Genomic DNA, 14,474 nt, shown 5'->3' on the forward strand with positions numbered 1-14,474 from the left:
CGCTCGCCGCTCAGGACGCCGCCCGGCGCGGCAGCCCGGGCGGGTTGATCCGGGAGTCCTGCAGCGCCTCGTTCTCCAGGTGCCACCGCGCCAGCACCTCGCCGTACTTGCCGCTCGCGATGAGCGCGTCGATCGCCTCGTGGATCGGGCCGACCAGCCCGTCGCCGCGGCGGGTCATGGCCGCGATGTCGGCCTGCACTCCCCCGCCGCCGCCGTTGAGCGAGCCGACCGCCTTCGTCGTGCCACCGGTGGCGACGTGGTAGGCGACGCCGGGGTTCGGGCCGAGGTAGGCGTCGAGGCGTCCGGAGTCCAGGGCGAGGTAGTAGTCACCGGTGTTCTGGTAGTACTGGATCGTCGCCGGTGCGACCCCCGCCGCCTCGTTCTGCCGGTTCCACTCGACCAGGATCTGCTCCTGGTTGGTGCCGGGCGCGACACCGATGGTGAGCCCGGAGATGTCGGCGGGCTTCTCGATCCGCTCCACCCTCCCCGCGTTGCGGGCCTCGAAGGTGACGGTGTCGACGCGGTAGGTCGCGAAGTCGTACTTGTCCTTGCGCTCCTCGGTCACGGTGATGTTGGAGAACCCCGCGTCGTAGGTGCCGGACTCGACCCCGAGGAACAGGTTCTCCCACGACGTCGGCTGCAGGTCGAGCCGCAGCCCGAGCGTGTCCGCGACGAGCTGGGCCAGGTCCGGCTCGACGCCGATGACGGTGCGGTCGTCGTCGGCGCGGAAGGACAGCGGCGGGTTCCCGCTGCCGGTGGTGGCCACGGTGAGCTCTCCCGACTCGCGGACCGCGGCGGGGACCGTCGCGGCGATGGCCTCGATGCGGTCCGCACGGACACGGTTCTGCTCCGGGCTGGTGTTCACCGCCGTCCCGGGGTCCACCGGGGCGGCCTGGTCGGGATCGGCGCCGGCGCAGCCGACGGCGGCGACCAGGGGCAGGACGAGGGCGACGGCCGCGAGGCGCAGGTGGCGCAGCGGCCGGGGGATCCGGGACATCGATACTCCTGTGGGGAGGTCGGCGCAGACCGGGGTCAGCGCAGGACCGCGCCGAGGAAGGCGCGGGTACGGGGTTCACGCGGGGTGTCGAGCACCGCGGCGGGCGGGCCGGACTCGACGACGCGGCCCTCGTCGAGGAACACGACGGTGTCGGCGACCTCGCGGGCGAAGCCGATCTCGTGGGTGACCACGACCATCGTCGTGCCGTCCCGGGCGAGATCGGAGATGACCTCGAGGACCTCGCCGACGAGCTCCGGGTCGAGCGCGGAGGTCGGTTCGTCGAACAGCAGCAGCTGCGGGTGCAGGGCGAGCGCGCGGGCGATCGCGACGCGCTGCTGCTGACCGCCCGAGAGCCGCCGCGGGTACTCGTCGGCCTTGTCGGCGAGCCCGACCCGGGCGAGCAGCTCACGGGCCTCGGCGTGGACGGTGGCACGGTCGCGGCGTTGCGCCGACAGCGGCGCCTCGACGACGTTCTCCAGCACCGTCAGGTGGGCGAACAGGTTGAAGCTCTGGAACACGAAGCCGATCCGGCTGCGCCGGCGCAGGATGCGCCGCTCCGGCAGTTCGTGCAACCGGTCGCCGACCCGCCGGTAGCCGATCAGCTCGCCGCCGACCCGGACCGTGCCGCGGTCGACCTTCTCCAGGTGGTTGATGGTGCGCAGCAGGGTGGACTTGCCCGACCCGGACGGCCCGATGACGACGGTGACCTCGCCGGGGGCGACGGTCAGGTCGACCCCGCGCAGCACCGGCAGCGGACCGAAGCTCTTGTGCACCCCGCGCAGCTCCACCATCGGGGCAGTGCCGGCGGCGGTCATGCCGTGGCCCCCCGCCGGCGCCGTCCGGACACCGCGGCCCGCGCGCGTTGCAACGGGGTCGGTGGCAGCGTGCGCTGCGCGCCGCGGGCGTAGTACCGCTCGACGTAGAACTGGCCGACCGACAGCGCACTGGTCAGCACCAGGTACCAGACGGCGGCGACCAGCAGCATCGGGATGACCCGTCCGGTCCGGGTGTAGATGACCTGCACCTGGTAGAAGAGCTCGGACAGCGCCATGATGTAGACCACCGAGGTGCCCTTGACCAGGCCGATCAGCTCGTTCGCCGCGGTCGGGACGATGATCCGCATCGCCTGCGGCAGCTGGATCCGCCGGAACCGGCGCCAGGCCGGGATGCCGAGCGCGGTGGCGGCCTCCAGCTGGCCGGCGTCGACGCCCAGGAACCCCGAGCGCACGACCTCGGCGGCGTAGGCGGCCTGGTGCAGGCCGAGCCCCAGCACCGCGGCGGTGACCGGGCTGACCAGCTCCATCGTGCCGAACTCGACGAACGACGGACCGAACGGGATGCCGATCGAGAGCCGGTCGTAGAGCAGGGCGAGGTTGTACCAGAACAGCAGCTGCAGGATCAGCGGCACGGACCGGAAGATCCAGATGTAGGTCCAGCTGACCGAGCGCAGCAGCGGGTTGGGCGAGAGCCGCATCACCGCGAGCACCGTGCCGAGCACGAACCCGACGACGATGCCGAGCACCGTGAGCTGCAGCGTCAGCAGCACCGCGTTCACGATGGACGGGGCGAACAGATAGCGGCCGACGGTCGGCCAGTCCCAGGCCGGGTTGGTGACCAGCGCGTTGACCGCCATCGCGGCCAGGACCGCCACCACCGCGGTCCCCGCCCACCGCCACGGGTGCCGGGCCGGGACGACCCGCAGGCCGGCGTCGTCGTCCCCGGTGGGCGGGACGGCGCCCGGGGCGGCCCGGGCCTCGGTGCGGCTGCTCACGCGAAGCCCCCGGTCAGGTACTTCTCGAACGGGTGCGGCCCGACCGTCTCCGGGTGCAGGGTCCGGTCGTAGAGCGGCGTGTAGCCCGCGGCGAGGTAGAGGTGGCGGGCCTCGGGCTGGCGCGGACCGGTCGTCAGGTAGATGCGCCGGTAGCCGCGGGCGGCGATCGTGTCCTCCAGCTCGGTGAGCACCCGGCGGGCCAGGCCGCGGCGGCGGTACGCCGAGCCGGTCCAGATCCGCTTGAGCTCGGCGGTGTCGGAGTCCCACCGGCGGAAGGCGCCCCCCGCGACGGGGGTACCGCCGTCGAGCAGCAGGACCACCCCGCCGGACGGTGGGGCGAACCGGCTCGCCTCGCGGAGGGTCTCGGCGTCGAGGTCGCCGAGGGTGTGGCCGTAGCGGACGCCGTACTCCTGGTCGAGCTCGACCAGCATCGGGCGGACGAGCGGGTCGGTGTAGGCGACCCAGCGGACCTCCGGGCGGGCGGAGGTGGTGGGCGGGGCGGGGTGGAGCGCGGTCACGGTGGGGACCTCTCGGTGCGAGCGCTGCCCTCGGGCAGGCGGGGACCGGCCGGCCGCGGTGGCGGGCGGTCCGGTGCGGGGCACGGGTGGAGAGGTCAGCGACAGAGCGCGGCGCCGGTGCGGCACAGGTCGACGTGCCGGCGACGGACCCAGCGCAGCCGGATCCGGGCCCGCTGCCCGGCGTCGGGCCGGTGCCTCGCGGGGCGGTGGGGCATCGGGGTCTCCCATCGGACCCGGCGGTAGCACCCTGCCCGGAACGGGGCGGGTTGCTGCGGCGTCGACGAGCCGGGACTCTCGACCGCTCTGGATGGACCTCACCACTGCAGCCGACGCACCGATCCGGTGTCAAGCGCGGACCGGGAGATCGGTCGTGGCATCACAGTGGGACGGCACGGTGCCCGGGCGCAGTGGCGCACCCCGTCGGCGCGGGCGGATCGCCGGACGACCCACCCGCGCCGCGGAGCGGGGTGCTCAGGTCGCGGCGGCCTCCTTCACCGCCGCCCCGACCCGGGCCCGCAGCTCGGCGAACTCCGGCGAGCCGCGCAGCGCCTCGGCGTCCACACCGGAGCGCGGCAGGTCGATCCGCAGGTCCAGCGCGATCCGTCCGGGGCGGGCGGTGAGCACCACGACCCGGGAGCCGAGGAACACCGCCTCGTCGGCGGAGTGGGTGACGAACACGCTGGTCCGGCCGGTCTCGTGGCTGACCCGGCGCACGTCGTCCTGCAGGCGTTCGCGGGTGAGCGCGTCGAGCGCGCCGAAGGGCTCGTCGAGCAGCAGCAGGTCCCGGTCGGCGGCCAGCGCCCTGGCGATCGCGACCCGCTGCTGCTGGCCGCCGGAGATCTCCCAGATCCGCCGGTCCGCGACACCGGTGAGCCCGACCCGCTCCAGCAGCCCCTCGCGGGCCACGGGACGGTCGGACAGGTTCACCCCCGCGTACTTCAGGGCGAGGTCGACGTTGCCGCCGACGCTGCGCCACGGGAACAGCCGCGGCTGCTGGAACACCACGCCGGCGCCGACACCCGGCTCGGGTGCCCGGCCGGCGACGGTCAGCGTCCCGTCGGTGGGCCGCTCGAACCCGGCGACCAGCCGGAGCAGAGTCGACTTGCCGCAGCCCGAGGCCCCGACCAGCACCAGGAACTCGCCGCGCTCGACGGTCAGGTCGAGCGGTCCGAGCGCGTGGACCCGGTCCCGGCGGCCCGGGTAGGAGTGCCCGAGCCCGGACGCGGCGATCGCCGGCACTCCCTCCCCCGCCGCGGCCCCGGTGTCGGGGTCCGTATCAGTGTCGGTGTCGGCGTCGGTGTCAGCCTGCGGCGAGGACATCCGGGAGACCCTTCGTGTAGATCGCCTTCTGGAAGGTCGCGAGGTCCGGCGCCGTGGGGATCTGCTTCTGCGCGGCGAGGAACTGGGCGGCGCTCTGCAGGTTCTGGGCGAGGTTGCCCGGGGCGCCGTCGGTGCCGAGCCACTCGGCGGAGGCCAGCTCCTGCGGGGACAGGAACACGCCCTGCTTCAGCTGGGACGCGGCGTTCTCGGGGGTCGTGCCGATCTCGGCGGCGACGGCCTGCGCGGCGGCCTGCGGGTCGTTGCGCACGGTCTCCAGGGCGCGGGCCTCGACCTTGCGCCAGGTGTCGACGACCTCGGGGTGCTGCTCGGCGAACGGGGTGGAGACCACCCCCCAGGTCGAGGGTCGGCTTGCCGGCCGTGGCCAGCTCGCGGCTGGTGACCAGGGTCTTCCCGGTCTTGCGGAGCTCGTCGAGGGTCGGCAGCCAGGTGTAGACGGCGTCGACGTCGCCGCGCTCCCAGGCAGCCAGCGCGGCCTGCGGCTGCAGGTCGATCAGCTGCACGTCGGTGGGCTTCAGACCGGCACGGTCGAGGGCGGCGAGCAGGCTGTAGTGCGAGGTGGACGCGAACGCGGTGGCGACCCGCTTGCCGCGCAGCCCCGCGACGTCGGTGATCCCGGTGGCGTTGCGGGCGACGAGCGCCTCGTTGTCGCCGGCGACGTCGAGCACGAACGCGACCTGGTACGGGATGTTCAGCGGCGCGGAGAGCCCGCGGGCGACCGGGCTGGACCCGATCGCACCGAAGTCCAGCTCACCGGCGACGAACGCGGTGTTGATGTCCGCGCCGGAGTCGAACTTGGTCCACTGCACGTTCCAGTCGGGCAGGGCGTCCTCCAGCCAGCGGTTGTGCTTGGCGACCAGGTCGCCGCTGGGGAAGCTCTGGTAGGCGATGCGGATGGTCGGCTTGCCGGAGTCCTGCCCGGCAGGGCCGACGGCGCAGCCGGCGAGGACGCCGACAGCCAGCAGGCCCACGAGCAGTGCGGTCAGTCGGGTGCGGATGGTCATGCTCGTCCCCTCCACGGAACGGTGCGGCGCTCGACGGCGCGCAGCAGCGCGTCGATCACCAGGCCGGAGATGCCGATCGCGAAGATGCCGACGAGCACGACCGGGGTGTTGTTGTAGTTGCTGGCGTCCTTGACCATCCCGCCGATGCCGGGGATGCCGTTGAACAGCTCGGCCGCGACGACCGAGGAATAGGCGATGCCGACGGCCAGCCGGATGCCGGTGAAGGTCTCCGGCAGCGCCGACGGGACGATGACGTCCCGCACCACCTGGCCGCGGGTCGCGCCGAGCGCGCGGGCCGCCTCGACCAGCCCGACCGGTGCGGCGGCGACGGCCGCCGTGGTGGCGACGGCCGCCGGTGGGAAGGCGGCGAGCGCGAGCAGGGTGATCTTCGGTGCCTCGTCGATGCCCAGCCAGATGACCAGCAGGAAGAGGTACGCCAGCGGCGGCAGTGCCCGCAGGAACGTCAGCCACGGCTCCAGGACCCGGCGGACCCAGCCGACGGTGCCCATGAGCAGACCGACCAGCACACCGACGACCACACCGAGGACGACACCGGCCAGGACCCGGCGCAGGGTCATGTAGAGGTGCTCCCACAGCAGGTAGCCGCCGTAGCCGCGGGTGCCGTCGTGGGTGGTCGACACCTCCACGAACGCGCGCCACACCGTCGACGGGTACGGCACGAACGTCTCGTTCCAGACCCCGCTCGCCGCGGCGGCCTGCCAGACGGCGAGGAACACCAGCACCGACAGGACCGGCAGCAGCGCGGTACGGGGGTCGAACGCCAGGCGGCGCGGGGACGGGGGTGCGGCACGAGCCGCACCGGACGGAGTGTCGGTGGACGCGGACACGGTGGACCTCTCGGCGGGCACGGGGCGCGGACCGGCGCCGGGGTGGGCCGGGTCGTCCGCGCGCGGACGACGTGCCGGGGGCGGCCGCAGGCGCGGCCGTCGGCACGGGTGCGGACGAGGGCTCCGTCGTCTGAGGGCTCGCCGGTCACGGTTCGGGTGCAGCTCGCCCTCCACCGGGGCCCGCGGGAGCAGGGGCCGGCGGGCCGGACGGGGCGTGCACGGTCAGCGGCAGCCGACCGTGCACGGGGGACGGTGGCCGGACGTCGCGCGTCCTGCCGTCGTCCCCGCGGCACCGTAGAACAGATACCGGACGGCTGTGCCGCGGACAAGGACGGACCCACTGTCAGGAACACCACGCACCGGCCCCGTAACACCGGCCGGACCGTCCCGGTCTCCCGACCGGCGGGGCGGAGACCCACGTTGTCCGGACCGCGACCGTCGTTCGTCCACCGACCGGACGGGGGGGGCGGGCGTGGCTTGCCGCCCGTGGAGCGGATCAGACACGATCGCTCCCATGACCGGAACCGCGCGTCTCGTCGCGCGCCTGCACGTGGACCTGGGTCGTACCCGGTCCGCACTCTGTCGCTGACCCGGTCACCCCCTCGGCCCGCAGCCCCACCGCACCCCCGCCCGGCGGCGGTGCCGGCCCGCTGCGCGCACGCCCGTTCCCGCCGCACCGACCTCGTCCGGGAGGACACCCATGACCGCAGTCCGTCCGAAGCAGACCGTCGTTCCGTTCGTCGTGCACTCCGAGGGCACCGGGGTCTTCCAGACCCTGCGCCCCGAGGGCGACGTCGGGCACGTCTTCACCGCCGACGCCTACCCGGCCTTCGGCGGCGCCGACTCCGCGCCCAGCCCGCTGTTCTACGCACTCGGCTCCCTGACCTCGTGCAACCAGGTGACGGCGAGCCTGGTCGCGAAGGACCTGGGGATCCGCCTGGGCCACTGGACCTTCGAGGTGCGCGGTGACCTCGACACCGCGGTGCTCGTCGGTGGCGCCGAGGGCAACGCCAACTTCGACCGGGTGCAGGTCCGGGCCACCGTCGAGACCGACGCGACGCCCGAGCAGTTCGAGCGGCTGGTGTCGGAGACCGCGCGGCGGTGCCCGGTCACCCAGCTGTTCGAGCGCAGCGGCCTGGAGTTCGCCAACGACTGGACCCCGGTGGCGCTGCCCGACGCCGGCTGACCCGGCACCGCCGTCCCGCTCCCCGCACCGCACGGGCGGGCCGGTCGCGCTGGACCAGTGCGACCGGCCCGCCCGTCGCGCCGGGCACCGGCCGGTGGGAGGGGCCGGGGTCAGGCGGCGGCGGTGAACCCGGCCGCACGGCCGGCGTCGTCGGGGCCCCACAGCGTCGTCGACACCTCGCGACGCACCAGCGGCACCACCTCGGTCGCGAACCGGGTCAGCACCTCGTGCTGGCGTGCGTAGGGCAGCACCGGGTTGACCGACACCGACTGGACGTCGTGGCCGTAGGCCCCGTGGTAGTCGAGGATCTTCGCCGCGACCCGCTCCGGGCTCCCGACCAGCGCGGGGCCGTGCGCCACCGCCTCCTCGACGGTCGCGAACGAGGTGGCCTTGCCCGGACGGTCGTCCCCGGCGTGCGCGGCCCGCATCTTCGCGGCGAACCCCTCGTAGACCGGGCGGTACTCCGCGATCGCCTCGGCGTCGGTGTCGGCGAGGAACAGCCCGCCCGAGCCGGAGCCGACGTAGCCCAGCGCCGGGTCGTGGCCGTGCTCGACGAGCTTCTCCCGGTAGCGGTCGATGAGGACGCGGTAGTTCTCCCGCGGCTGCAGCGCGTTCGCCGAGAAGATCGGGTCGCCCCAGCGGGCGGCGAGGTCGACGGCGACGGTCGAGGTCGCCGAGCCGTGCCAGATCCGGAACGGGCCCGCGAACGGCCGTGGGAAGGTCGTCACGCCCGCCAGGTCGGCGTGGTGGGTGCCCTTCCAGTCCACCCCGTCCTCACGCAGCAGGCGGCGCAGCAGCTCGTAGTTCTCGGTGAGGTACTCGTACTGGCGGCCGAGCTCGAGCCCGAACATCGGGAAGTGCCGGTCCTCGTTGCCCTTCCCGATCACGATCTCCAGCCGGCCGCCGGAGAGCTGGTCGACCGTCGCGTAGTCCTCGGCCACACGGACCGGGTCGAGCAGCGACAGCACCGTCACCCCGGTGGAGAGCAGGATCCGGGACGTGGCCTGGGCGATCGCTCCCAGCAGCACGGTGGGCGCGGACGAGACGAACTCTCCGGCGTGCCGCTCGCCGACGGCGTAGGAGTCGAACCCCAGCCGCTCGGCGAGCACCGCGGTGTCCACCACCCGACGCAGTCGCTCGTGGGTGTCGACGATCTCGCCGGTCACCGGGTGCGGGGCGTGCGGAACGATGTCGAGAACCTGGAACCTCATGGGAAGCACCGCCTCACGCGCGGCCGCGCCGCACGCGTCGTCATCGGACGTGCCGGGTGGGGCCGGGCGCCGGCGGAGCGCGGGTGCGCCGGGGGCGTCCCGGCCGGACCGGGCCGTCGCGCGGTCCCGCGGACGGGCGGCGCGGCGGGGCGGCCGGCACGACGTCGACGGTAGCAAGCAGCACCGGGGTTGCGCCCCCGTCGCGCGCGGGGTGAGGATCGGCGGGCGACGGCGTCGCCCCGGGCCGGACCCGCTCGGAGCGCACCGCCCGACCCGCGCCCCGGCCCGCCCACGTCCCGCGTCGGGCTCGCCGGGAGCGCACACCCCTCGCCCGGCCCGGTCGTCGCGACCGCCCCGGGCACGTCCGGAGGTCTGCCGTCGTGCCCGTACCGCTGTCCGTACTCGACCTCTCCCCGGTGCCGGCCGGTTCGACCGTCGCCGACGCCCTGCGGGACACCCTCGACCTGGCCCGCTCCGCCGAACGGGCCGGCTACGCCCGGTTCTGGCTCGCCGAGCACCACCTCAACCCGGGCGTCGCGGGGGCATCGCCCGCCGTCCTGATGGGCGCCGTCGCCGCCGCGACCACCACGATCCGGGTCGGTTCGGGGGCGGTGCAGACCGGCCACCGGACCCCGCTGTCGGTGGTGGAGGACTTCGGGACCCTCGACGGGCTGCACCCCGGCCGGATCGACCTCGGACTCGGCCGCTCCGGCGGGCCGCGCCCGCCGGCCCGCGAACCGGACGGACGCGGCGACCGCGTGGTCGACGGCGTGCTGATCCCCGCCCCGGTGTCGCTCGCCGCGCTCGCGACCTCGCCCCGGTTCCGCGCCACGACGGTCGCGCTGCGCCAGCCGGGGGCGCAGGCGCCGCCGTACGAGGCGTTCCTCGACGCCGTCGAGGGGCTGATCGCCGGCACCTGGGCCCCGGGCGGGGTGCAGGTCCGGGCCGTCCCCGGCGAGGGGGCCGGCCTGCAGACCTGGGTGCTCGGCTCCAGCGGCGGGGAGAGCGCCGTGCTCGCCGGGCGCCGTGGGCTGCCGTTCGCGGCGAACTACCACGTCAGCCCGGCAACGGTGCTCGACGCCGTGGCCGCCTACCGGGAGGCGTTCCGGCCGTCGGACCGGCTGGACCGACCGCACGTGATGGTGTCCGCGGACGTCGTCGTGGGCACCGACGACGCGCACGCCGCCCGGATCGCGGCGGGCTTCGCCCCGTGGGTGCACAGCATCCGCACCGGGGTGGGCGCCATCCCCTACCCCCGCCCCGAGGACGCCGTGGCACTCCCGGCCGACCCGGCGCTGGTGACCGACCGGGTCGCGACCCGCCTCGTCGGCGGGCCGGCCGCCGTCGCCGACGGTCTGGAGCGGCTGCGCGCCGTCACCGGCGCCGACGAGCTGCTCCTGACCACCATCACCCACCGGCACACCGACCGGGTCGCCTCGCAGGAGCTGCTGGCGCGGGAATGGGCCACCCGGGCCTGAGATCCCACCCAGCGGGACGCACGGGAGCCGGCGGTCCGCACACCTCCTGTCACCCGTCCCGCGGTCCGGACACCGTTTTGTGAAGGTCCGGACGCCGTGGTCACCTGGTGGCATGAACACCGGCCGGCGCACCCCGTCACGCACGGTCGCCGTCGGTCCGGGCCGGGACCTCACCCGTCGTCGCCACGTGGACCTGCTCCGCCTCGCCGGCTGCACCTGTCGCTGACCGCGGCGATCCCGCCGCGCCGTGCCGCCCGTGCCGCGGGCCGCCCCGTCGTGCGCCCACCCCTGCCCACCCCTGTCATCACCGTGAATCCCGGGAGCCATCGTGTCCACGACCTGGACCCCCGCACCGGCCGACGCCGGTGCACCATCCGCCACGCCGTCGTCACCCGTCGTCGCACCCGTCGCCCGCCGGACCCGGCGCCGCCCCGACCTGCGCCGCTGGATCTCCCCGGTCGCCCTGATCGTCGCGTGGCAGCTCGCGTCGTCGACCGGGCTGCTCGCCGAGGACGAGCTCGCCTCGCCCCTGCGGGTGGTGACCGCCGCCGTCGACCTCACCCGCAGCGGGGAGCTGCCCGAGGGGCTGCTGGTCTCGCTCGCCCGGGTCACGACCGGGCTGGTCCTCGGCCTGGTCGTCGGGGTCGGGCTCGGCGTGGTCTCGGGGCTCTCGCGCTGGGGCGGGCTGCTCGTGGACCCGCCGGTGCAGATGCTGCGCACGCTGCCGCACCTCGGCCTGGTGCCGCTGTTCATCCTGTGGTTCGGCATCGGGGAGCTGCCGAAGGTGCTGCTCGTCGCGCTCGGCGTGCTGTTCCCGATGTACCTCAACGTGCACTCCGGGGTCCGCGGGGTGGACCCGAAGCTGATCGAGGCGACGTCGGTGTCCGGGTTCACCCGCGCCGAGCAGCTGCGCCACGTGGTGCTGCCCGGCGCGATGCCCTCCACCCTCACCGGCCTGCGCCTGGCACTGGGGATCGCCTGGCTGTCGATCATCGTCGCGGAGACGACGTCGGCCGACGCCGGACTCGGCTACATGATCATGAACGCCCGCGAGTTCCTGCGCACCGACGTGATCGTCGTGGGCCTGGCGGTGTACGCGCTGCTCGGCCTGGGCACCGACGCCCTGGTGCGCCGGCTGGAACGCCGTGTCCTGGCCTGGCGCCCGGCCGGACCGGCGGGGGCCGACCGATGAGCGCCCGCGTGCACGACCTGGTCCGCGAGTTCGACGGCCGCCGGGTCCTCGACCGGCTGGACCTCACCATCGGCGACGGCGAGTTCGTCGCCCTGCTCGGCCGGTCCGGCTCGGGCAAGTCGACGCTGCTGCGGCTGCTCGCCGGCCTCGACGACGCCTCCGACGCCGGGGTGTCGGGCACCGTCGAGGTCCCCGGCTCGGTCGCGGTGGCCTTCCAGGAGCCGCGGCTGCTGCCGTGGCGCACGGTCCGCGACAACGTCGCCCTCGGCCTGCACCGCGACCTGGGCGGCGACACCCCCGCCGGGGTCGCCGACGCCGCGCTCGCCGAGGTCGGGCTGACCGCACGGGCCGACGCCTGGCCGCTGACCCTGTCCGGCGGCGAGGCCCAGCGGGCGTCGCTGGCCCGGGCCCTGGTCCGCGAGCCGGACCTGCTGCTGCTCGACGAGCCGTTCGGCGCGCTGGACGCGCTGACCCGCATCACCATGCACCGGCTCGTCCTCGACCTGTGGCACCGGCACCGCCCCGGCGTGCTGCTCGTGACCCACGACGTCGACGAGGCGCTGCTGCTCGCCGACCGGGTGCTGGTGCTGACCGACGGCCGCATCGGCGACGAGCACCGCCCCGGCGACCGCCCGCGCGACCCCGAGCGGCTCGCCGCGCTGCGCCGCACCGTGCTCGACGAGCTGGGGGTCGCCGCCGATGCCGCGTGAGCGTCCCCGTCGCACCCCGGATGCGGTCGTCGCGACCCGTGCGGCGGGTGCGACGACCGCCGCGCGGGTGCGCCGGCGGGTCACCGTGCTGGCCGTCGCGGTCGCGGCGCTGGTGCTCGCCGGGTGCTCCTCGGTCCCGGTGTCCCGGCCCCCGGTGCAGCCGCCGGTCGACCCGGCCGCGCTGGCCGGGGTGACCCTCGTCGTCGGGGACCAGAAGGGCGGCTCCCGGTCACTGCTGCGGGCCGCCGACCTCCTCGACGACCTGCCCTACCGGATCGAGTGGCGCACCTTCACCGCCGGTCCCCCGCTGATCGAGGCGGCCCGGGCCGGCGCGATCGACGTCGGCGGCACCGGCAACACCCCGACGATCTTCGCCGCCGCGGCGCGCGCCCGGGTGCAGGTCGTGTCGGCCAACCGCGGCAACGTCACCAGCGACGCGATCCTCGTGCGCCGCGACTCGCCGATCCGCACCGTCGCCGACCTGCGCGGGGCGCGGATCGCCGTCGGGAAGGGCACGTCGGCGCACGGGCAGGTGCTGTCCACGCTGCGGGCCGCCGGGATGACCCTCGACGACGTCGACCTGACCTTCCTCGCCCCCGCCGACGCCTACGGCGCGTTCCGCCAGGGCGACGTCGACGCCTGGGCCGTCTGGGACCCCTACACCTCCCAGGCCGAGCTCGACGACGGCGCCCGGATCGTCGCCGACGGCACCGGCAACGCGAACGGCTACGGCTTCCAGGTCGCGTCCAACGCCACCCTCGCCGACCCGGCCCGCAGCGCCGCACTGGCCGACTACCTGGCCCGGGTCGCGGCCGCCCAGGTCTACTCCGACTCCCACCGCGAGCAGCGGGCCCGGGTGTGGAGCGAGGAGACGACCATCCCGCTGCCGATCACCCGGCGGGCCGTCGCGCGCGGCCCGGACCTGCCGGTCCCGCTCGACGACACCGTCGTCGCCTCCCAGCAGGCGCTGGCCGACGCGTTCTCCGAGGCCGGGGTGATCCCCGGCCGGGCGGACGTCGGCGCGTTCGTCGACCGCCGCTACGAGGCCACCACGCTGGCCGCGGCCCGGGACGGCATCCCGGGCACCCCCACCGACCGACGGACGGGAGCACGATGAGCATCGTCCCGCACTGGTTCCTGCCCACCTCCGGCGACGGCCGCACCATCGTCGCCCGCCGGCACGCCGACCGCGGCGAGGCCGGCTCGACGGCCCGCGAGGCGAGCATCGACTACCTCGCCCAGATCGCCAGGGCCGCCGAGGCCCAGGGCTTCCACGGCGTCCTCACCCCGACCGGGACCTTCTGCGAGGACGCCTGGCTGACCACCGCGGCGCTGCTGCGCGAGACCCGCACGCTGCGCTACCTCGTCGCGTTCCGGCCCGGTGTGCTCTCCCCGACCCTCGCCGCCCAGATGGCCGCCACCTACCAGCGCGTCTCCGGCGGCAGGCTGATGCTCAACATCGTCACCGGCGGGGACGCCGTCGAGCAGCGCCGCTTCGGCGACCACGCCTCCCACGACGAGCGCTACGCCCGCACCGACGAGTTCCTCACCGTGCTGCGCGGCGCCTGGTCGCCCGAGCCGTTCGACTTCACCGGCGCCCACTACGACGTCGACGGCGCCACCACCCTCGCCCCGCCGGATCCGCTGCCCCCGGTCTACTTCGGAGGCTCCTCCGACGCCGCGCTGCCGGTCGCCGCCCGGCACGCCGACGTCTACCTGACCTGGGGCGAGCCACCCGCTGCCGTCGCCGAGAAGATCGGGCGGGTCCGCAAGCTCGCCGACGACCTGGGCCGCAGCCCCCGCTTCGGCATCCGGCTGCACGTGATCACCCGCGACACCGCCGACGAGGCGTGGGCCGAGGCCGCCCGGCTGCTCGACGCGCTCGACCCGGCCGAGATCGAGCGCGCCCAGGCGACCCTGCGGGCCAGCCAGTCGGTCGGACAGCAACGGATGCTCGCGCTGCACGGCGGCTCGGCCGACGCGCTGACGATCGCGCCGAACCTCTGGGCCGGGGTGGGTCTGGTCCGGGGCGGTGCGGGGACCGCGCTGGTCGGGTCGCACACCGAGGTGGCCGACCGGATCGCCGAGTACCACGAGCTGGGGATCGACGAGTTCGTGCTGTCGGGCTACCCGCACCTGGAGGAGGCCTACCGCGTCGGCGAGGGTGTACTGCCCGAGCTGCGCCGGCGGGGCCTGCTCGCCGAGCCGCCCCGCTGAGCGA

15 protein-coding genes, 1 pseudogene and 1 riboswitch are annotated in these 14,474 nt (G+C 75.1%); of the genes and pseudogenes, 7 read left to right on the forward strand and 9 right to left on the reverse strand.

The genetic code is table 11. The features are described 5' to 3' along the window. Positions 1-10: 10 nt before the first annotated feature. The 8 genes and pseudogenes from Ae717Ps2_RS17610 to Ae717Ps2_RS17640 form a co-directional block, all read right to left on the reverse strand. Positions 11-997 carry an ABC transporter substrate-binding protein gene (locus Ae717Ps2_RS17610; protein ID WP_083695742.1) on the reverse strand — a complete coding sequence of 329 codons (987 nt, stop codon included), beginning with the start codon at positions 995-997 and terminating at the stop codon, positions 11-13. Positions 998-1,032: 35 nt separating this feature from the next. Next, entirely contained in the window at positions 1,033-1,812 is a 780-nt protein-coding gene (locus Ae717Ps2_RS17615) for an amino acid ABC transporter ATP-binding protein (protein WP_075307416.1), read from the reverse strand. After that, entirely contained in the window at positions 1,809-2,768 is a 960-nt protein-coding gene (locus tag Ae717Ps2_RS17620) for an amino acid ABC transporter permease (RefSeq protein WP_226359841.1), read from the reverse strand. The genes Ae717Ps2_RS17615 and Ae717Ps2_RS17620 overlap by 4 nt, the downstream gene beginning before the upstream one ends. Next, the gene (locus Ae717Ps2_RS36190) at positions 2,765-3,286 is read right to left on the reverse strand and encodes a GNAT family N-acetyltransferase (protein ID WP_020627245.1); all 522 of its coding nucleotides are present in this window, start codon (positions 3,284-3,286) and stop codon (positions 2,765-2,767) included. Before Ae717Ps2_RS36190 ends, Ae717Ps2_RS17620 begins: the two co-directional genes overlap by 4 nt. 221 nt (positions 3,287-3,507) lie before the next feature. After that, positions 3,508-3,600: riboswitch (SAM riboswitch) on the reverse strand. Between the two features lie 157 nt (positions 3,601-3,757). After that, positions 3,758-4,606, reverse strand: a complete 849-nt coding sequence (locus Ae717Ps2_RS17630; protein WP_075333624.1) for an ABC transporter ATP-binding protein — start codon at positions 4,604-4,606, stop codon at positions 3,758-3,760. Then, on the reverse strand, positions 4,587-4,955 hold the full coding sequence (locus Ae717Ps2_RS38335; RefSeq protein ID WP_198932368.1) for a hypothetical protein: 369 nt from the start codon (positions 4,953-4,955) through the stop codon (positions 4,587-4,589). Before Ae717Ps2_RS38335 ends, Ae717Ps2_RS17630 begins: the two co-directional genes overlap by 20 nt. A gap of 94 nt (positions 4,956-5,049) precedes the next feature. Then, a pseudogene (locus tag Ae717Ps2_RS40425) lies at positions 5,050-5,628 on the reverse strand (ABC transporter substrate-binding protein); the annotation flags it as partial. Further along, the gene (locus Ae717Ps2_RS17640) at positions 5,625-6,476 is read right to left on the reverse strand and encodes an ABC transporter permease (RefSeq protein ID WP_075312076.1); all 852 of its coding nucleotides are present in this window, start codon (positions 6,474-6,476) and stop codon (positions 5,625-5,627) included. The pseudogene Ae717Ps2_RS40425 and the gene Ae717Ps2_RS17640, both read right to left, overlap by 4 nt. A gap of 700 nt (positions 6,477-7,176) precedes the next feature. Between Ae717Ps2_RS17640 and Ae717Ps2_RS17645 the strand changes: the two genes are divergently transcribed. Further along, positions 7,177-7,662: an OsmC family protein gene (locus Ae717Ps2_RS17645; protein ID WP_075333625.1), complete on the forward strand. Its 486-nt coding sequence runs from the start codon at positions 7,177-7,179 to the stop codon at positions 7,660-7,662. A 110-nt stretch (positions 7,663-7,772) separates the two neighbouring features. Here Ae717Ps2_RS17645 and Ae717Ps2_RS17650 read toward each other — a convergent pair whose 3' ends face one another. Beyond that, positions 7,773-8,873 (reverse strand): LLM class flavin-dependent oxidoreductase, encoded by a 1,101-nt coding sequence (locus tag Ae717Ps2_RS17650; RefSeq protein ID WP_075307424.1) that lies wholly within the window; start codon positions 8,871-8,873, stop codon positions 7,773-7,775. A 380-nt stretch (positions 8,874-9,253) separates the two neighbouring features. Here Ae717Ps2_RS17650 and Ae717Ps2_RS17655 point away from each other — a divergent pair, with 380 nt between their 5' ends. The 6 genes from Ae717Ps2_RS17655 (at position 9,254) to Ae717Ps2_RS17675 (ending at position 14,470) form a co-directional block, all read left to right on the forward strand. Then, positions 9,254-10,351, forward strand: a complete 1,098-nt coding sequence (locus tag Ae717Ps2_RS17655; RefSeq protein ID WP_075333626.1) for an LLM class flavin-dependent oxidoreductase — start codon at positions 9,254-9,256, stop codon at positions 10,349-10,351. A gap of 112 nt (positions 10,352-10,463) precedes the next feature. Further along, the gene (locus Ae717Ps2_RS40430; protein ID WP_020621591.1) at positions 10,464-10,577 is read left to right on the forward strand and encodes a putative leader peptide; all 114 of its coding nucleotides are present in this window, start codon (positions 10,464-10,466) and stop codon (positions 10,575-10,577) included. Between the two features lie 210 nt (positions 10,578-10,787). After that, positions 10,788-11,543, forward strand: coding sequence for an ABC transporter permease subunit (locus Ae717Ps2_RS17660; RefSeq protein WP_170918330.1), 756 nt, complete (start codon positions 10,788-10,790; stop codon positions 11,541-11,543). After that, the gene (locus Ae717Ps2_RS17665; protein ID WP_075307428.1) at positions 11,540-12,253 is read left to right on the forward strand and encodes an ABC transporter ATP-binding protein; all 714 of its coding nucleotides are present in this window, start codon (positions 11,540-11,542) and stop codon (positions 12,251-12,253) included. Before Ae717Ps2_RS17660 ends, Ae717Ps2_RS17665 begins: the two co-directional genes overlap by 4 nt. Then, positions 12,243-13,370 (forward strand): ABC transporter substrate-binding protein, encoded by a 1,128-nt coding sequence (locus tag Ae717Ps2_RS17670; protein WP_020621594.1) that lies wholly within the window; start codon positions 12,243-12,245, stop codon positions 13,368-13,370. The genes Ae717Ps2_RS17665 and Ae717Ps2_RS17670 overlap by 11 nt, the downstream gene beginning before the upstream one ends. Further along, a complete protein-coding gene (locus tag Ae717Ps2_RS17675) occupies positions 13,367-14,470 on the forward strand; it encodes an LLM class flavin-dependent oxidoreductase (protein WP_075307430.1) in 1,104 nt (367 codons plus the stop codon). Before Ae717Ps2_RS17670 ends, Ae717Ps2_RS17675 begins: the two co-directional genes overlap by 4 nt. The last annotated feature ends 4 nt before the right edge of the window (positions 14,471-14,474 follow it).

The organism is Pseudonocardia sp. Ae717_Ps2, from assembly GCF_001932475.1.
Lineage (GTDB): Bacteria > Actinomycetota > Actinomycetes > Mycobacteriales > Pseudonocardiaceae > Pseudonocardia.